Below are 18,763 nucleotides of genomic sequence, written 5' to 3'. Positions count from 1 at the left end.
TTGTTTTGTTTTTAGTGGTCGTGGTGTTCTTCTCCGTTGTCGTGCGTGTGTGTTTTCTCTTCGGATTTAATAGAATCCTTGTCCACGTTAAACTCTTCTTGTTTTACGTCTTCGTGTTCAGTCTTATGACTACCATCAGCATTATGCTCGTGACCGTGGTCATCGTTTGTTTCTTCTTTTTTTGTGTCTCGGCAACTTGTAATACTTATTGCAAGGATTACGGTTAATGCCATTAAAAATTTTGATACTGTTTTACTCACAATGAGTTTATTTGTTTTTAGGTGTTCTTGAATCTTTGATTTCATCTTTCTGTTCTTTTAAATTGTTAAAGTTTATGTATTAATAATTGTGCTTGTAAAAGCTGTAATTCTTTTTCCATTTGCAGCATTTTGTCGGTAGCATCCCGATAAAACTGCACTTCCATATAGTACTCCAAAAAGGAATATTCCCCTAAATTATAGGCTTTAAAAAGCAAATCTTCGCTGTTTAGGGATTCTATGGTATTTTGGTATTCGGTGTATTTATTGAACAATAATTGATACTGATTATACTCCTGTTGCAAATCGGCATACAATAGTTGTTTGACTACTTGTGAACTTGATTGTTGATACTCATATTTTGCCTGTGCCGCTTTAACTTTATTCTTGCTGCTCCATAACGGAATGGACAAACCACCGTAAACACCAGAATAATTATTGCCATTTACACCTTGGTAATTATAACCTAAAGCAAGGTTGGGCAAAATTTTATTCTTTTCGAGTTTTACATTTTGAAGCGCTGACGCTTCATTAACCTGTAACTCTAATAGTTTGGGGTCACTTGCCAATTTCTCGCTCCATAGTGTTTCCATAGTTTGCAATTCAAAAGGAATTTCCAATTGCAGATTATCCAACTCAAGCGATTGCTCACCATTTAAAGTTTGCAACACCGTCATTTGATTCTGGATTTCAGCTTCTAATTGTTCTACTACAAATTGTTCTTGAATCCAAGCTACTTTGGCTTTATTGAGGTCTAAAATGCCAACTTGTTCTTTATTGAACAATTCTTGCATTTGCTCATAAACCTGCTTGCCTTGTTGCTTTCTATTGGATTCAATAGTTTTTTGCTTTTGAAGTATATAAAGGCTAATTAACCCTTGTTTTGCTTTTAAGAGTACTTCCTGTCGCTTTTTAGTAAAAAGGGCTTGTAGCTGTTCTGCTTTCAAGTTATTCCATTTGCTACGCGCTGCATACACTGTTGGAAACTCAAATGATTGTGAAATTTCAAACTCGGTATAATCGTTACTTTGGTGTTCACCAAATGGCAAATAAAAACCCGAAAGTTGAGGGTCTGGTAAATTATTACCACTTTTATTTTGCAAGTTTTGCCCATCGATGTACGATTGATAGGCTTTTAACTCGGTATTGTTTTGTTCTATTTGGTTAAGTAATTCATCTACTGATTTTGTTTGAGAATAAATGTTACCAACGAACAGGCATACACCAATGGTGCATACTAATTTTATGTTCATAATGATGTTTTTTTAGGTTTATCAAAATAGAATTACAGGGTGTTTTTTGTTTATACTAACATAAACCCTGTATAACTGATTAACCTAAACTTGGTGGTCCCCGAAGTGAGCAATTGGGGAAATATGTGTTTTGAAGTTTATCTGGCGGTTGATACCATCTTTCTTTTGAGGTATCAACATCTACAAGTGCAAGATTTACGGTTACAGGAAATAGTGTTTTTACCGATTCTTTTTCTACGGTAATTTTCTTAACTGTAACTTCTTTTAATACCAACACATCTGGTGTTGTATTGGTATGCACGTGCATTTCTACAAACCAATCGAAAAAGCCTTTTTTAGAATTATCTTTTTTAGACGTTTTGTGATTATGCTCGTGATTGTGCGTATGTGCTACTTCACTATGCTGATGTTTTTCTTGATGCTCATGATGCCAATGTGGCACAACTTGGTGCATCAGTAACATACTGAAAATGCCCAAGAAAAATAGCGCCTTTATGTTTTGGTTATTTCGCATCGAAAACCAAAGATAATGTAATTTTAGTCAATTTCTACACTTAACCATTCCACACACACTATACTATACTCCTGCCCTCGATCAGTTAATAAGTGTTTATTCTCAAGACATTTATTTTTTAGGTATTTATGCATCTCATTTTTCGATGTCAATACCTATTGAGAATGGGTTTTTAGAAGACGACATAATTTTTAAAGATTAATAATCTTAAAAAATTTGTGCAAGACGAAGCGTTGGAAAAGAAAGTAAACTGACGAATTTACCAACGCATCAACTATACTCTATTCAATCAATACGTGAGGTAAATAGTCTAAAAAACAAACCTTGTTACTTTGCTCCTAAAATACCTTTGCGTAGGCATAAATTCGTTCAAAATCTTCGTCTTCATTTTGGAATGTAAAAAAGATTCTATCCACAACAGTATCGCTACCATTTAAATATCTATAAGAAATATCAAAATCGTTGACATATCTGGTACCAGTATGTGTTCCGGTAAGGATGATTGAGAATTTTACTTCTTCATCGTCCCATTCCCAATTTCCTACGAATGTCTCGGGACTACAGCTTTCCAATGCTTCGGTATAGAAATAGGCGGTACCTATATAATCGCCTGAATAATCAAAATTAAAGTCCTTGTCATCGTACGGGTCCAGCGTAAATTCAGAATAGGTAGTTTCATCACAAGAGGTAATATTTTGTTTTCCATCAAAAGTTATAGAGATTAACCGCCATTTTCCTTCAATTTGTACAATCAGGTCCTCTTCATGTTCAATTTCTATGAGCGAACATCTTGTTGTAAGTGCCAATAATAATATGGCAAAAAGTAATTTTAATTTCATATGACTGCTTTTAAGTCAAAACTACTTTTGAACCTTGCCGTATACAATACCCAATATTGGGTAGATTTTATTGGAAAGTACGTTGTGCTACTTAGTGAACATCAGGTTTACTAAGTAAAGAGATTTAGGGAGACGTTGAATGGAACAATTTTAAAGCGCTTAGCTGTAAAAAACTATTTGAACAAACCCTCTAAGTTTTCCATCACTCCTAGCGCAGCACTTTCGCCCGCTAGCATAGCGGCATTTAAAGAGCCGTTTAGCTGTACGTCTCCGGCTAAATAAATGGTTTCGGTCAAGCGTGTTTCTGAAGGTGGTACCTCATATTGTAGTTCGCTCAATTTTGGTAAGGACCTGGGAATATGGTAATGTTTTAAGAAGGCACTGGATGTAATACCACAGTATTTACTTAATTCTTCTTGAACCCTATTCACAAGCTCTTTTCCAGTAACCCCTTTATTGTTAACTACCGTTACTGAAAGTAATTCCTTAGCGCCACTTGTCTTGGTTTCAAGACTTGAGGGGTAAAAAATGTTATTGATTAGCGAATCGGTTTCAGGTAGAAGTCCGATTAATTTTTTATTGATATTTCTGGTATCGGTCTCAAAATATAAGGTATCGCAACTGCGCCATTCTGTTGCTTGATTCTTTAGATTACTAATAAATTGACTAGGTTCTGTAGCAACAATCGTAAAATCGCTTTCCAATGTAGTTCCGTTGGAAAGTAGTATTTCCTTTTCGTTTATGGAAGCTACAGCAGTATTGTACTGTATAGAAGTGTTTTGTAGCTGACGGACCAATTGCTTGGGAATTTCTTCCATCCCTCCTTTGGGTACTGCAGCATCACCTTCACCGAACATTTTATAAACAAACTGGAACATTCTACTAGATGTCTCTAGTTGGTCTTCAAGAAAAATTCCGCTAAAGAAAGGTTTAAAAAAATCACGGATCATGCCATCTGAAAAGCCAAAATCCGTTAAATAAGCAAAGGTGGATTGCTCCTTGGTGGCAAAAATCTCTGAAAGGGATGTGTTTTTAAGTGTTGTGTTTAGTCGTAAAATTTTGAGTTTGTCAGGAACGGTACCAATATTTGCGAATAGCGTTGAAAATAAGAGGCTTATATTTCTAAGCGGATCACCTATAATATGTTGTTTTTTATTCTTGAAAATTGACGCACCAGGTAAAAAAAGTTGAAGCTCCAAAGATTTGAAATTGAGATATTTTTGAGCGGCAGGATAAGCCGTTAGTAGCACTTGAAACCCTTGGTCTAATTGATAGCCGTTTATAACATCCGTCTTGACCCTACCTCCTGCTCTTTCTGTTGCTTCAAGAATTATGGGAGTAAATCCGTTTTGTTCTAAAACTGTCGCCGCTATTAACCCACTAACTCCTGCACCTACGATATGTATTCTATAGTCCTGTTTATCCACGATAAATATTGTTTAACTAATTTTAAATAAATATAAACAAAATTAGTATTTTTGAAAGAAGTTACTAATGACCTTTAACACAAAACTACTTTAAAATGAATTATGTAATCATTGCTTGTCAATTAATAGTAGGACTAAGCATATTGAATGTTTGGCTAATACAGCATAAAAAAGAAACGAAATGGCGCGGCGGAAATGCAAAAACAATAGTAGAGGAATTTAAGGTCTATGGACTTTCTGAAACTATGTGTTATATCGTTGGGTTCTTAAAAGTAACTCTTGCTATATTACTTATTGTGGGTATTTGGGTGCCGGTATTGACACAACCCGCAGCCTTAGGATTGGCCGTTTTGTTGTTGGGTTCTATAGTTATGCATTTTAAGATTAAAGACCCTTTGTTCAAATCTTTTCCTGCAGCTTTGTTTTTAACACTTTGCTTGGTGATTGCTTTTTTGTAAAAATAATCAGGAAATAAATTATTGGTAATACTTATACGCAATAAATAGATTTATTAGCGCAAGAACCAGTGCAGGTAATGACTCTGAAATACTATCTTTTATTTTTATCCTGACCCCAAAGCCCAAAAACATTAGAAGCGATAATCCCGCAGCAGAAATTAGGGTTAACATGGGTGACACAAAAAATCCAAAAATCAGACCTATGGCGCCAGTAAGTTGGAGATATGCCGTTAGAACCCTTTGTTGTTTTAAGCCAAACCGAGTAAATTCATCTTTCATTTTTTGAGAAAATAAACATTCAAGTCCATAGTATAAGAAAGCTATGCTGGATACTAAAATGGCTAAATTCAAAAAATTCATTGACAAGGGGTTAAAGTTATTTTGTGAAGCAACAAGTATTTAATGAAGTTGCTCTATTTTCTTCATTACTTCATCGGCTTCAAAAGTTTTTTGATCACTCATTTTTCTATTTGTAGTAGATAAAGTATGAGCTTCTTTCAGCAACTTTTCATATTGAGATTGTAATTTTTCTTTTTCCGACTTCTTTTTAAATATTCCGAACATAGTTTTCGTTTTTCTGATGCAAATACCTTTATAAAGGTTACATCAAAAATACATAATGTTTAATTATTATAAATTATAATTGAACAAAATATTAATAACCAAATTTGCATTAAAGAAGTTTTGCCCAAACTCCTTAAAAGTTAACGTTGATTACTCATCAGGAAAGTGCGTTTAATTGAAAAATAAATAGGACCCTCTAACCTTGATTGAAATGGATTACTTTTAATAATACAATCTAAAATCAAGCAGTTTACAAACATTGTAATGCCTTTGGTGCAGCTCTTCCACCACCTCAAACATATCGTCATCTTCATTAAATAAATTAAAGAAGGCTTTATCAAGATTGCAGCTGCTAACTCCGTTAAATGCATTGCCATATCCAGAAATAGCCTTGGCGTTGGTGATATCTAGAAAATACTGGGCTTCGTCTTCTTCTAGATCAAGAACTTTGGCATTGGAAAAATGCAATATCTTTCCTTTTAATCGACCTTCAAAAATCTCTGCAATTTCCTGCAGGCTATAATAATAGCCATTTAAACAAATACTATTGGCTTCACCTGCCATAACCAGATAGATAATTTCATAGTCCTTAAAGCTATGGTCATCCATGACCAAGGCGTTTAAGCTGTCTTCCAATCCTTCAATGGTATCGCAGGTTTTGTAGATACTTGCTATGCCATATTTCATGGCCAATTGTTCCAGGCTTTCTTGTGCTTGGGTCACCTTATCGTGCTCTACATCGGCAACACCTTCTAAGCAATAAATAAAGTTATCGCTATCTGATACTTGATTTTGGGGTAACTGGTTTCTTTTTTCTAGCAAGCTTTTGAAATTTTGTGACGTAAATGAGATACAAAATTACGGTAATACAGGAATTCTTTTTAGCGTATTTAGGTTAAATATAAGTTCTTATAGATAGCGCGCTACCCTCCTATTGATAGTGGTTGGGGTTTTGTTATTGCTGAAAATTTTTGCTGCCAGATTTTAACCTACGAAAACCAAGAATAATCAAAACGACTATTAAAACTATAAAATAAATACTGGTAGTACTACTTTTTATAATGGAAAATATACTTGTGGTATGTACAGAAGTTTCCGTAACCGTTGGGTAGGCATTCAGCATCGTAATTATACCGATGTTTTCAATATAATCTGCTATACAGGCAATTATGGGCAACAGACACAGATATAGGTAGTAATGGTTTAATTTAGGTAGTTTTTTGAGGAAATATGCTAGTATTGCTGCATAAGCAATACCAAAGAGTAATGGGTAGATCATATCTACAGGAATTTGTTTGGTAAGATATATTTGGCGTCCGGTATTTCCTAGTGTTTCAAAAAGGGTGTTTACATACTCTAAATCATATCCTGCCGGCATCATATCTAATAATTGCAATCCGTTGGAGAACTCCATCGTTGCCGGAATGCTAACTAAAAGCATATACGCATAAACGATATTGGTCAATAAGAAAAGCACCAGAACCTTTTTTCCTGATTGTTGTTTTTTTAACTGTTTTATGAATTTTTCCATTTTGCTATTATGCTATTTAATTAATTGTCTTGCGATGTACTATAAATCACCGGCATCTGTCCCTTCCATTTTTCCCAAACCTCATCATTACAGATGAGGGTGGCCATAAAATGAGCCACATTGATACGGCTTACTTTGCCTGCGTTGAATATGGCACTACGTGTGGGCGATGGATAAATTTCATAATCACTAACCTGATCTTCGTTTATTAGTCCGTCCGGTCTAACGGCTACCCATTCAATAGCCTTATGGTCCTGGCCAATTTGCGTTCTTAAGTAATCCGCTGCTTTTTCGTTATCGACATGAGGAGGTAGCAACAAACGTAAAAGACTTATAACACATTTTTGGGCAAAAGATACAGGCTCGTCCAAATCACGATTTCTATTGCCCGTGGTATTCATTAAAATAAACTTTGTTTTACCTTCTTGGTGGTTTAATGCTATAGCCTTGCATAAACGTTTAGTGGCATCGGTCACCAATTTTCTAGGTTCCCCGTAGATACCTTTCCAAGTCAAATTATGACCAAGACAAGAGGCTACGGCATCACAATCACGCGTTATTTCACTTAAATCATGATCGCTTAGGTCAAGAATACTTGCAGTAATCAACTGAAGATGGGTATGTTCTTTCCAGCTGTTGGGGATGTTATCCGGAGATCTAACAATGACTTTTACAAAATGTTGTTGATGTAGTAATTGTGTTACCAATTGACTACCTGTGGCGCCACTGGCACCTACTACTAAAATGTTCATACGGATTGATATATTGATTGATGATTGATGATTTTCTTTTAAGACGGTAAATTGTTTTACTTGTTACAGGTGATTATATATAATGTACAGCAGGTGAACTAGTTTGAAGCTTTTTTAGCCTTTCGTAGAATCTTCACCACGCGACTATGGGTAATTTCAAGTAAATTCCATTGATAACCTTCAAAATCTGTGGTATTCATAAACTGCACCACTACGGCATCTATATCTTTATGATATTCTGCCAGACATTGGTAACCTGCCGCCAAACCGCCGTGGTTAAATTCATAAAGAGAAGTGTAGATTTCCATTTCCTTTTCATTTAATAAAGAGCCGTTGTTCAATGCTCTTAAGAATATACCCACATCTTCTGCGGTTGCTAACATCATACCATTATCCTCACTTTTAAAATCTTTATCAGTACCTACATAATAACCGCTCATAACATCATCTAGGTTGACCTCTTTTAGAGACCCATAGGTATTGGTCAGTCCCAATGGAAGTAAAATTTCCTTTTTGAAATACTCTTGACGGCTACCGCCTGTAACCTGTTCTATAATTCTGGAAAGGAGCAGGTAATTGGTATTGGAGTAGCCATAATCTTCACCCGGTTTAAACTCCGCAGGCATATCAAGTACATATTTTAAGACATCTATATGGGTGTTTGGTTGGTTTTCCCAGAATTCAGCACTATTCGTAAAATTAGGAATACCGCTACGATGCTGCACCATCATCCTAATTGTTATCTTATCCGCATATTCAATTCTCCCTTTAAGCTCGGGAAAATAATCTGTAAGCGGTTGGTCCAATGAAATGCTATTCTCATAGGCCAATCTTGTAATAGCAACGGCCACATATAACTTGCTAATACTTGCAATTTTAAACAGGGCATTAGGTTTTGCCGGTATTTTCTTTGCGCTATCGTGGTAACCGGCAGTATAGAATGCAGGTGGCTTACCAGCTTCATCAACGTAAACAATGACTCCGTCAAATCCGTAGCCTAAGGTTTGGTCTACTTGCTCCTGTACGGTATTGGGTAGGGGTAAAATCCATGCTTTGACCAAAATCCACGGTACAAACCATAAGGAGATAAAGGTACTGACAAACAATACAATTCTAAATAGTTGTTTTTTCTTACTGACTTTTGGTGGTGCATGTTCCATGTAGTGTTGGTTTGATTGATGATGCAAACTTAAATGGAATCAAGATAGCACTAAATTCAGAATTACCGAATTGTAATTTATTGAGGATGAATTGTTTGATTTTGTAACGAAAAGTATTTTGTTGGATTTATATACATAAGTGGTCATCCTTCGAATTAAATAATTTTATAGTTAGATTAAAATTAGTAAATGAGTCAGATGACCCATTTACTAATATTGTATATGAATTTTATTGACATTCATGTATATTGGCAGAATGGCAAATTGAATTGTCTGCATTTCCACTTACAATTGTATAGGCGTCTCTACAGTCAAAACCATTATTAACAACAAATACATCAGTTAAATTACATATTGTATTGGACATGTTTAAAGAAGAATTTCCTGAAATATACACATACCCGTAAACCTCGGAAAGTAAATCTGCATTAAACAAGTTTAGAGTAGTATTACCGGATAAATATAAGTATGAATTTTCGGTTGTAGTATTTCCAATATTAGTTAAAGATGGAGTGTTTAATTCTAATAAATTAGTATTTCCCGTAATATAAAAATAGTCATTTGTTGATATTAAACTGGTAAGTTCTATTTCTTGTAAACTTAAATTTTGATGAAAATAAACATGTCCTTCTACACTTGTCAATAATGGAAGATTTACATTGGTCAAAGCGTCATTCTTATGAAAATAAAGGTCTTCTCCAATATAATTCAATGATGATAAATCAATATTTTCTAATTTATCATTAATATGAAAACTGATGTCCCCACCCGCAGTCTGAAGGTTAGGTGTTTCTAAATTTGGTAAGTTATCGTTTAGGGCAATATACATGTTATCTCCAATAGATTTAACATTGGTGATATCCACACCCAGTAAATCATCATTATCATTAAAATATATATAGCTACCTACATTTTCAAGTTTAGGAAGTTTGACCTCAACTATATTTACATTTTGATGAAAATATACATAACCAGAAAGATCGGTTAAGTTAGGGTAAATGATTGTGGTTGGCTCGTCATAAACCTCCTGGTGAAAATAAATGTTTTCCAGACTAGTATCATTTACGTAAATGACATTTCCACATTCTTCATTTATTTCACCATTGCAGTTGTCATCGATTTCATTATCGCATATTTCTTGACTAGTCGGATTCACATAAGGATTAGTATCATCGCAATCCTCAGAATTTATGAATCCATCTTTATCTAAGTCGTCGTCTAATGTGTTGGGGTTACAATCATCATCAATGCCGTTGTATGGTATTTCCATGGCATCTGGATTAATATCTGCATTGTTGTCATTACAATCAACCAAACTAAGGAAACCATCATTATCTAAATCGTTATAATCCAATACTCCTTCCTCAATTCTAACTTTTATAGGAAGAGTTCGTCCATCTTTTAGAGGAATAAATTCACCTGTATTTACATTTTTTAATTCTTTCCCACTTTCCACAACGTCTACATCTGCATAACCTATCAATGTACTTTGCAATATGACCTCTATTCTATATGTTAAATCCTTGTCTAATTCATAATTTTTAGTATTCCATTCTGCTTTATATAATTCCTCTCCTGAACTTACTGTAGCTTGAAATTGAGCTAAAGGTGGGTCAACTTTTATTGAATTGTTCATTTCTGAGATTATGATTTCAGGATTTAACGTACCATCAAAAGTTCCTGATGAATTAGGGTTGGAAACCATAGGAGGAAGAAAAAAAAATCGCTGATTACCGTTATTTGCTCCATCAAAAATAAGTTTAGTACTTGAGACTTTTTCTACATTAAAAGTTTCAATAGATTGATCCGGTGAACATGAAATAAAGAAAAGAACTCCCAAAATGAGATTTGAAATTAAAATTGGTTTAAAGTGTGGTCTGATCATAATTGACATAATTATTTAGATTAGATGATAAATATGACATTTTCTAAAAACAATCTAAATACCCATTAATAGGTATTTTAGGGTAAAGTAACATGCGGGTACTATACACATAAAGCAATTTTTTTTGGAAGCGTTATATTTAACAGTACAAGTGAATAATTTTGTTGATAATAATAGTTTTTTAAACGGTCAAAACTTCATTTTAATCAATTGCCATATTTTATGCCTACCTTTCTTTACAACGCTTAAGTATAGATAAATAATTTAAGGAGAAATACTCATAGAGTACAACTGTTCAAATGTTTAAACCCTCTATTTTAAACCCGGTTCCCATGACGCATACAATATTTAAATCCATAGTTAAATGAAAAGTCTATTGGTCGTTTTGTTTCTTTGTCTTTTTGTCTCTTGCTCACCTATACAGGCGCTACCCCAAAAGGAATCCAAGCAAATATCATATAAACCAAGAATCATAAATACAACGGATTTAGGAGCTGACCCAGATGATGAACAATCTATGGTAAGACAGCTGGTAAGTGCCAATGAATTTGATATTGAAGGACTAATTGTTGCTACAGGATGTTGGAAAAAGAACCAACGTTCTACCCATATGCTAGATACACTTTTAAATGCCTATGAAATGGCCTATCCAAATCTTCAGGTTCATGCAGATGGTTACCCTACTCCAGAGGATCTAAAATCAATTGCCGTGATGGGGCAAACCGGTTATGGTATGGGTGATGTGGGCACGGGCAAGGATAGTCCGGGTTCCAATTTAATCATTGCCTCTGCGGACAAGGATGATCCCAGACCCCTATGGGTAACAGGTTGGGGAGGAATGAATACCATTGCACAGGCCATTTGGACGGTAAAAGAAACACGTTCCCAAGCCCAATTAAAGAAATTCCTTGATAAATTACGGTTGATCGATATTTTAGGGCAGGACGATGCCGGTGCATGGATCGCCAAAAATTTCCCCGATGTATTTTACATACGCGCTACAGGCGTATATGGCTGGGCCCCGTCTGATGATTATTTGGACAAACATATTCAAAACCATGGTCCACTTGGAAAAGCGTATCCGGATAGAAAATGGGCTACCGAAGGCGATACCCCGGCGTTTATGCATGTTTTTCCTAACGGATTAAATAATCCCGAACAAATAGACCAAGGCGGTTGGGGTGGTCGTTTTAGTTTTACAAAAAAGGCAGGTATCCGTAGCATGTCAGAAGTTGCAAAAATCGAGAAGAACGGGGAAACAAAATATGACCCGTATTATATGTACGGGAATACTGACGAAGGTGCAAAAGCCATTAAAAAATGGAGCACCGGTTATAACAATGATTTTGAGGCACGTATGGATTGGAGTATTACCAGTTCCTATAAAGATGCCAACCACCACCCCATAGCAGTTGTAAACGGTAATACAACTAAAGCAATTATACATATGACGGCCAAAGTTGGTACTACCCTTGAATTGAGTGCCGTTGGTTCTACGGATCCGGATGGACATGCACTGTCCTATAATTGGTCTTTTTATAAGGAACCAAGCTCGTATGACGGATTGGTGACCATCACCAACGAGACCTCTAATAAAACGTTAATTAAGATTCCTGAAAAATCCAACGGAAAGAATATTCATATCATTCTGCAGGTATATGATAATGGTAGCCCTAATTTATATGCCTATCGTAGAATAATTATTCATGTTAATCCATAGCCAAACCAAGATGAACATTTATACAAAGATTACAGTTTTTGTCCTTTTTCTATTACTTACATTCCCACCGCTTATCGCACAAGATACACCTAGTATTGATAAGCGACATCGAATAATTGTCACGTCAGATTTTCCCATGTTTCCCGTTACCAACAGTGATCCGGATGATGTACAGAGCATCGTTCGTTTTCTTCTATATTCCAATGAATTGGATGTAGAAGGACTAGTGGTTTCTGCAGGAACGTTTGATATGGTGGCCGAAAAGAAAAACATGTTGGCCGTACTGGATGAATACGACAAGGTGGATGAAAATTTACGGAAGCATGATTCCAGATACCCAACAGCCAATGCATTGCGGGCCATTACCTATGAAGGAAAAGGTAATAATAATGGTATTTCCATAAAATGGGGCTGTGGTAAACAACCCGTAGAAGATATCATAGGCGAAGGAAAAAGTAGTGAGGCCTCTAACGCTATAATTGCAGCGGCAGAAAAACCGGACGCCCGACCCCTATGGATAAGTGTTTGGGGCGGCCCAAGGGAAGTTGCCCAAGCCATATGGGATGTAAGGAATACAAGAAGTAAGGAAGAATTGAAAACCTTCCTCAGTAAGCTAAGAATCTATTTAATTGCTTGTCAAGATGCATCGCACGAATGGCTCATGAGCGAATTTCCAGACCTTTTCATTATAGAATCCAGAAAAACGTATCATGGTATGTTTCGTAGTGATGATACCGCGTGGATAGAGAAAAACATTATCAATGACCACGGACCCCTTTGTGCCATATATCCACCAAAAGCTATGGCCGGACCCGGAGTAATAGAGGGTGATACACCGGCATTTTTAAATCTGATAAGTGCCAATAGAGGAATCAATAACCCAGAGGACCCTACACAACCCAATTGGGGCGGGGAGTACAAGCGAAAAAAAGGAACAAATCATTGGGTAGATGGCCCAGGAGGTTCAACGATCTCTAAATGGAAGAACGACTTCCAGGCCGAATTTAAAGAACGTGCAGACTGGTGTATTGAATAATAAAGATCAAGGAATGGCAAAGATATTTACCTAAGCCATTCCAATATTTGATGTTATCTCATCCCTATTACACGCTATGCCCCGTTTTTTGTACTACGCATGTCAACTTGCAGCCTTATGGCGGACTAAAAATTATTTACAAATCCACAGCAGTATTGGCCATGGTCAATAAATCTTTCATGGTAAAATTACCATCAGTTCCCAAGGTAGGAAACCAATCCCTATTACTCCCTAAGTAAGACTCCTCATCCATCTCTAACAGACCTATAATGGTTTCGGCGACTATGGTTGCACCTACCGGTCCTAAACCTTCTCCGGGTTTGCTGCCCGATCGGTCCATTCTACCAATTTCTTCGGCCTCTGCCAAAATATAGAACCATAATGGCGTACCACTGTCAATATTGATACCATGGGTCTGGGCCAGATTTTGGATTAAGTTCTTGACATCATTAATTTCAGCGGTGTCCCGTTCCATGCATTGGGCAATGGTTTCTCCAGAAGGCAATAAAAAGCTTTGTCCCCTTCTTAAGTTTCGGGTGGCAAGCGATCTATCCGCAGAATTTGTTGATTGGATAAAGGGAAGGTCCAGTAAGATTGCCGCAAGTTTGGTATCTAACTTTTCTGCCCGTTGGTAAGTACCATCAAAATTGAACAAGGTCTCCCAATGAATGACCTGTTTATCATTTTTAATCTTTTCAAATCCCCTTCCAAACTGAGGTGAAAAAATACTATGGATATCGCCGCTAGGTTGCAGCTTAAGTTCTTGGTTGATCATAGAATGCCCAAATCTATAGGCGGCTACAGAGAACTCTACGGGTATAAAAGGCTTTTCACAAGGTTGATAATATTTACGCCCGGAGCCCAGAATACCATCTACTATTTGTGAACCACATAACAAAGGTAAAAATTCGTTCACCACGATCCATTGGTAATGGTACATGACCAATTTACGTGCCTCTTCATAAATTTCAACCGCACTTTTATGGGGGTTCGCAGTTTTTATGGCCTCATAGTTGGCATTGTAAAAACGAATCATGGCCAGCTGAAATTGGGAAATTACCCTGTTTTCATCATTTCTAGGATCACCGATTATTGCGGTTTCCGTACCGGTACGGGGCAAATCATGCTTTTCCAGTTTCGCGGCTTGACCTTGATTCTGGTTCGTTTTTCCCGTTAATAGGTAAAGTCCCCTACCATTGGGTTTGTCATATAAAAAGGGCTCATCTTCTGGTCCCCCACCAAAAATACAATCCAAGTCTAGATTGGCCGTTCGTGTATTTTCTATTTCCACAGGATTGTTGATACTGCTAAAGTTTGATTGGGTATCAAAAGTGATGTCATGGTCAATAAATTGACCAAAGAAAATCATTCCCAATGGTATATCATTGGTTAATTGTGGCGGAGAAGTTCCTTCCATAGGTCCGCCAGGTGCCCCTAATTTATTAACTTCAATAGGGTTTGTGTATAATGGAGATACTTCCCTGAACATTCTACCAAACCTACCAATAGATTCAAATTCATAGGATTTAAGCGTGCATAGCATGTTCTTGCCAAAAAAACTGTGTTGTCCATGATTGTTTTTCATACCTACTATTTATTAAATGAATACATTATACTACCACTTAAGCATGGTATTATTTTAAATATTAAAGAGGGAAACAGCAATTACTATTACGCAGGATAAATATGTTTAGCTACGTAGGGGAATGTCAATAAAAGCAGAGGGAAATAGTGGTGTAAATGTAAGTATCTAATTATAAGTAAGTTAAATATTTGTACAAGTTGAGTACTATTTTGTAGGAATTGCGTTTTTTTGTAGGAATTTGAACGCTATTGGTATCAGCTGTAAGGGGTTAAGTATCAATTTGGAAAACGGTATTGACCGACGAAATCTGTTGTTTGTCAGGGGTTCATATTTGAGGGTAAGTTTATAAAGAACTTATAGGCTTTTTAACCGAAATAATTTTCCATTATTGAGGGTTGAGGTAATTTTCACCTTTGAAAAATGCTATATAATTTTTATGAAGCTTGAATTAGTTATAGTTGATGACTCCCCCTTATGGTTATCACTTGCAGAGAAGTTGGCCCTTGCACACCCTTTGGTAGGTAGTGTTCTTACCTTTGAAGATTCTTATGATGCATGGATCCATATACAGATTGCCAAGCCACAGGTGGTAATATCCGATATTGAAATGCCGGGGATGAACGGTTTCTCCTTTCTAGAGATGTATGGCAATCGTTTACCTTTTATATCTAGCTCTACCAAACTGGATTTTGAGATAATAGCCAGGGAACTTGGTTGTGTAGACTTTATAGCCAAACCTTTTTCCAAGCAGGAGTTTAACAAGTCCATCAATTTGGTGTATAACAGCATTTATGGCAAGAGAAAAAGTGCATAATACGCATTGTGGGCTATGTTTTGCATGATAAAAAAAGAGCCTGTAACCCTAAAAGTTACAAGCTCCATTTTTTTAATATGATTCGTATAATATTTATTTTTTCATATTAACGATACCAACGGGCTTTAATAAAGTTTCCATACTACCAATATGAATGCCAGAGGTGTTATTGGATTTTGCCGCAACACCAGGTGAACCCTTGGGTAAATCATAAGATTCGCCAACAGATGCTGCACCATAACCTAAATCTTTCATGGAGCCAGCCGTAATTCTACTTAATGGGTTTTCGCCTAAATTTAGAAAACCTGTCATAAGTTCATTGTTCAAAACCTCCTCATCCCAATGACCTAATGCGGTACCCGGTCCAAAATCACCCTCAACCGGTAATTCCAATGTACCTCCTTCGGCATTCCAAAATACATTAGCTTTTTTACCTAAAAAGTATGGGTTGCTATCATCGCCACCTCTTAATGTTCTGTCAAACCCAAATGGGGCGGTGTTCCAAAGTGTTCCTACGCCCAATACGTGACCCATTTCATGAACAATAACCTCTTCGAACAGGTCAAGCTCTTCCAAAAAATCCAAATCTGCCACATCAAAGAACATGACACCGGATAGGGTCAAAAAATCATCGCTACGTACAAATTGTGGTCCTGCTTGACCTAAGATTCCACCAGAACCGTCTATAGGTGCCAGGGCAACTTCAATAATAATATCATCTACAACACCTTCATCAACCAAAGGAGGAAAACCCGTAAAGGCAGAAGGCAGAGTTCCTGTAAAAGAAGGTTCGTCTTTGATAATGATTCTTTCCCAACGCGCGGCAGCAGCTTCAAATACTTCTTGTTGTCTTGGAGTTGGAGGCAACAAGTAACTTAAAGTGATGTTGAATCGTCCACGGTCTACACCAGGGGCCTCTGTGGTTTTAAGGGATTCTGTTCCTAAATCATCTATGATGATAGGGTCTGTTACAGGTGCTTTAAGGGCAATTGTAAGGTCTTGAGAGTTGGTTGGTTCCAACGTTTCGTTAGTAAGGGTTTCACGACTACAAGATGTAAGCAATAAGGTGCTGACAACCAATCCGCAACCCATGATTTTCAGGGAACTTTTAATAGTGTTCTTCATAAAATAATAATGTGTTAGTGATTAAAAATTAAACAGTTTTATAACTAAAATTTAGTTATTGTTAAATTTAACATACTTTAAGAAAAGTCACAAAAAAAAATTGGCTCGAAGTAGCCATTTTAGCCGGATATACTTGTTGAAACTAATTGATGAAACATTTAAATTCCCTAAATGCTAAATAAAATTATTGTGTGAATGAACATTTAGATTTTATCCTAAGATTTTTGAAAACCAAGAAGTAAATACCATAAATTGGCAGGATTATGATATTAAATTCTACGAGGTAAAATACAATTTCAGTTGGTTAAAACTCTTAATGCCTACACTATTGATAACTATTACTATTGGGCTTTTAGGAGGATATAACCTTAGAAAATTATAAATGCAAAAGGGCCAGATGTAAATCCCGGCCCATTAAATATTATAATGAGGCGAATACCGATATTAATTTATGTTCCTTATTCTTTAGTGTAGGTTGATTTAGGAATCGTGAAATAAAAGGTACTGCCCTCTCCTTCTTTACTATCTATCCAAATTTTACCTCTATAATAAGTAACAATTTTTTTGACGATAGAAAGGCCAATTCCAGAGGACGATCCCGTACTTTCCAACTTGGTAAAGACCTTAAAGATACGGTCGTAATAAGTAGATTTAATACCTACTCCGTTGTCCTGTACAAAAAACTCAAATTCATTGTCACGCTCCTTAAAACCAATACGGATTTGTCCGTCTTCTTTGTCGTTATAGTCTATGGCATTTTGAATCAAATTTTGAAATATTTGCTTAAACCGCCACGTGTTGCCATATATGACTGGTAAATTCTTTTGAACCTCTATCTCAATATGGTCTGGCACCAATAAGGTCTGGATGACTTCCTCTACAATGATATTGAAATCAATTTTTTTGTCATCACTTTCTAACCTATCGATCGTAGAATAATTTAAGATTCCTTTAATTAGGAAATCCATTTTTTCCACATTGAACATTACTTGATTTAAAGGAGCAATGGCATCTTCATTTAAGGCTTCCTTATTATCCTCAATGAACCAACTTATTAAAGTGCTTATATTTATTAATGGTGCTTTTAGGTCATGGGATACTACATGGGCATATTCATTTAACTCCTCGTTTTGACGTGAAAGATATTGCAGTAATTCTTCCTTCTTTTGTTCCTGCGCTTTTATACGTTCTTCATTCTCCTTACGTTGAATGACATTAACGAGCATATTTGCAAATACAAAGAGTATTTCTTTCTCCAGGTCATTGTATTTATTGATTTTTCTAACAGAGTCAAAACCAATAAAACCAATTAACTCATTATTCTTTATTTTAGGTATGGTTATTAGACTTTTTATGCCCTGTGGTTCTAATACGGCTCTTAGCCCTAATTCCCCATCTTCTGGTAATAGGCTTACATCTTCCACAAAAAAAGCTTCACCGTTTTTATGGGCCTCTACCCATTGAGGAATAAAATCTATGGGCACATTTTGTAGGTTGTCAATTTCAGGTGCTATATCCTTGGCGCACCATTCATAAGTGTTGGAAGTAGTTTGGTTTACCAGGTCATATGAAAAAATATAACTTCTATCAGACTCCACAAACTCTCCTATTTGCTGTAGCGATTCCCTAATTAATTTATCAATATCAGACAGGTCAGAGTTAATATATTTTGTAGAAATACTGATTAACAGTTCTTGAAATCGCAATTGCCGTTCAATAATGGAATCTTTTTCTAACGGATTTAAATTAGCCATTGCATTCCCGGCTTGAACAGAAGCTTTGTGAATTTTGGCGTCTATGTCTGATTTCTTCATATTACGGATGTCAGATTTTTTTACTGACC

19 protein-coding genes are annotated in these 18,763 nt (G+C 36.1%); 4 read left to right on the top strand and 15 right to left on the bottom strand.

The window, feature by feature from the left end:
- Nucleotides 1-11: 11 nt before the first annotated feature.
- The 5 genes from ABVM52_RS17170 to ABVM52_RS17150 all read right to left on the bottom strand — a co-directional run bounded on the left by ABVM52_RS17170 (nt 12) and on the right by ABVM52_RS17150 (nt 4,290).
- A complete protein-coding gene (locus ABVM52_RS17170) occupies nt 12-305 on the bottom strand; it encodes a hypothetical protein (protein WP_405382302.1) in 294 nt (97 codons plus the stop codon).
- A 20-nt stretch (nt 306-325) separates the two neighbouring features.
- Nucleotides 326-1,510: a TolC family protein gene (locus ABVM52_RS17165; RefSeq protein WP_405382301.1), complete on the bottom strand. Its 1,185-nt coding sequence runs from the start codon at nt 1,508-1,510 to the stop codon at nt 326-328.
- Between the two features lie 79 nt (nt 1,511-1,589).
- The gene (locus ABVM52_RS17160) at nt 1,590-2,024 is read right to left on the bottom strand and encodes a hypothetical protein (RefSeq protein WP_405382300.1); all 435 of its coding nucleotides are present in this window, start codon (nt 2,022-2,024) and stop codon (nt 1,590-1,592) included.
- 338 nt (nt 2,025-2,362) lie between these two features.
- Complete coding sequence (locus ABVM52_RS17155; protein ID WP_405382299.1) at nt 2,363-2,863, bottom strand: hypothetical protein; 501 nt, start codon at nt 2,861-2,863, stop codon at nt 2,363-2,365.
- 173 nt (nt 2,864-3,036) lie between these two features.
- Nucleotides 3,037-4,290 (bottom strand): NAD(P)/FAD-dependent oxidoreductase, encoded by a 1,254-nt coding sequence (locus tag ABVM52_RS17150; RefSeq protein ID WP_405382298.1) that lies wholly within the window; start codon nt 4,288-4,290, stop codon nt 3,037-3,039.
- 95 nt (nt 4,291-4,385) lie between these two features.
- On the opposite strand from ABVM52_RS17150, the gene ABVM52_RS17145 reads away from it, so the two are divergent.
- A complete protein-coding gene (locus tag ABVM52_RS17145; protein ID WP_405382297.1) occupies nt 4,386-4,748 on the top strand; it encodes a DoxX family protein in 363 nt (120 codons plus the stop codon).
- A gap of 18 nt (nt 4,749-4,766) precedes the next feature.
- On the opposite strand, the gene ABVM52_RS17140 is transcribed toward ABVM52_RS17145, so the two are convergent.
- The 7 genes from ABVM52_RS17140 to ABVM52_RS17110 all read right to left on the bottom strand — a co-directional run bounded on the left by ABVM52_RS17140 (nt 4,767) and on the right by ABVM52_RS17110 (nt 10,640).
- A complete protein-coding gene (locus ABVM52_RS17140) occupies nt 4,767-5,108 on the bottom strand; it encodes a DoxX family protein (RefSeq protein ID WP_405382296.1) in 342 nt (113 codons plus the stop codon).
- A 39-nt stretch (nt 5,109-5,147) separates the two neighbouring features.
- Nucleotides 5,148-5,312, bottom strand: coding sequence for a Lacal_2735 family protein (locus ABVM52_RS17135; RefSeq protein ID WP_405382295.1), 165 nt, complete (start codon nt 5,310-5,312; stop codon nt 5,148-5,150).
- A gap of 222 nt (nt 5,313-5,534) precedes the next feature.
- Nucleotides 5,535-6,134, bottom strand: a complete 600-nt coding sequence (locus ABVM52_RS17130) for a DUF6642 family protein (RefSeq protein WP_405382294.1) — start codon at nt 6,132-6,134, stop codon at nt 5,535-5,537.
- 133 nt (nt 6,135-6,267) lie between these two features.
- Nucleotides 6,268-6,843: a hypothetical protein gene (locus ABVM52_RS17125; protein ID WP_405382293.1), complete on the bottom strand. Its 576-nt coding sequence runs from the start codon at nt 6,841-6,843 to the stop codon at nt 6,268-6,270.
- Between the two features lie 20 nt (nt 6,844-6,863).
- Nucleotides 6,864-7,595, bottom strand: a complete 732-nt coding sequence (locus ABVM52_RS17120; protein ID WP_405382292.1) for an NAD(P)-dependent oxidoreductase — start codon at nt 7,593-7,595, stop codon at nt 6,864-6,866.
- A 98-nt stretch (nt 7,596-7,693) separates the two neighbouring features.
- Nucleotides 7,694-8,755 (bottom strand): serine hydrolase domain-containing protein, encoded by a 1,062-nt coding sequence (locus ABVM52_RS17115; protein ID WP_405382291.1) that lies wholly within the window; start codon nt 8,753-8,755, stop codon nt 7,694-7,696.
- A gap of 229 nt (nt 8,756-8,984) precedes the next feature.
- A complete protein-coding gene (locus ABVM52_RS17110; protein ID WP_405382290.1) occupies nt 8,985-10,640 on the bottom strand; it encodes a putative metal-binding motif-containing protein in 1,656 nt (551 codons plus the stop codon).
- A 364-nt stretch (nt 10,641-11,004) separates the two neighbouring features.
- Here ABVM52_RS17110 and ABVM52_RS17105 point away from each other — a divergent pair, with 364 nt between their 5' ends.
- Together ABVM52_RS17105 and ABVM52_RS17100 are read left to right on the top strand one after the other, a co-directional pair.
- Complete coding sequence (locus ABVM52_RS17105) at nt 11,005-12,360, top strand: nucleoside hydrolase-like domain-containing protein (protein ID WP_405382289.1); 1,356 nt, start codon at nt 11,005-11,007, stop codon at nt 12,358-12,360.
- A gap of 10 nt (nt 12,361-12,370) precedes the next feature.
- On the top strand, nt 12,371-13,396 hold the full coding sequence (locus tag ABVM52_RS17100) for a DUF1593 domain-containing protein (RefSeq protein ID WP_405382288.1): 1,026 nt from the start codon (nt 12,371-12,373) through the stop codon (nt 13,394-13,396).
- Nucleotides 13,397-13,532: 136 nt separating this feature from the next.
- Here the strand turns inward: ABVM52_RS17100 and ABVM52_RS17095 are convergent, their stop codons facing one another.
- Nucleotides 13,533-14,981, bottom strand: coding sequence for a peroxidase family protein (locus tag ABVM52_RS17095; RefSeq protein WP_405382287.1), 1,449 nt, complete (start codon nt 14,979-14,981; stop codon nt 13,533-13,535).
- Between the two features lie 436 nt (nt 14,982-15,417).
- On the opposite strand from ABVM52_RS17095, the gene ABVM52_RS17090 reads away from it, so the two are divergent.
- Nucleotides 15,418-15,795, top strand: a complete 378-nt coding sequence (locus ABVM52_RS17090) for a PleD family two-component system response regulator (protein ID WP_405382286.1) — start codon at nt 15,418-15,420, stop codon at nt 15,793-15,795.
- A gap of 93 nt (nt 15,796-15,888) precedes the next feature.
- Here the strand turns inward: ABVM52_RS17090 and ABVM52_RS17085 are convergent, their stop codons facing one another.
- Nucleotides 15,889-16,920, bottom strand: coding sequence for a leishmanolysin-related zinc metalloendopeptidase (locus tag ABVM52_RS17085; RefSeq protein WP_405382285.1), 1,032 nt, complete (start codon nt 16,918-16,920; stop codon nt 15,889-15,891).
- A 458-nt stretch (nt 16,921-17,378) separates the two neighbouring features.
- Nucleotides 17,379-18,734, bottom strand: a complete 1,356-nt coding sequence (locus tag ABVM52_RS17080) for an ATP-binding protein (RefSeq protein WP_405382284.1) — start codon at nt 18,732-18,734, stop codon at nt 17,379-17,381.
- Nucleotides 18,735-18,763 lie beyond the last annotated feature (29 nt).

This window comes from Maribacter sp. LLG6340-A2 (genome assembly GCF_045057105.1).
Lineage (GTDB): Bacteria > Bacteroidota > Bacteroidia > Flavobacteriales > Flavobacteriaceae > Maribacter.
Note: the sequence above shows the minus strand (reverse complement) of the source record. Positions and strands in the feature narration are given on the sequence as shown.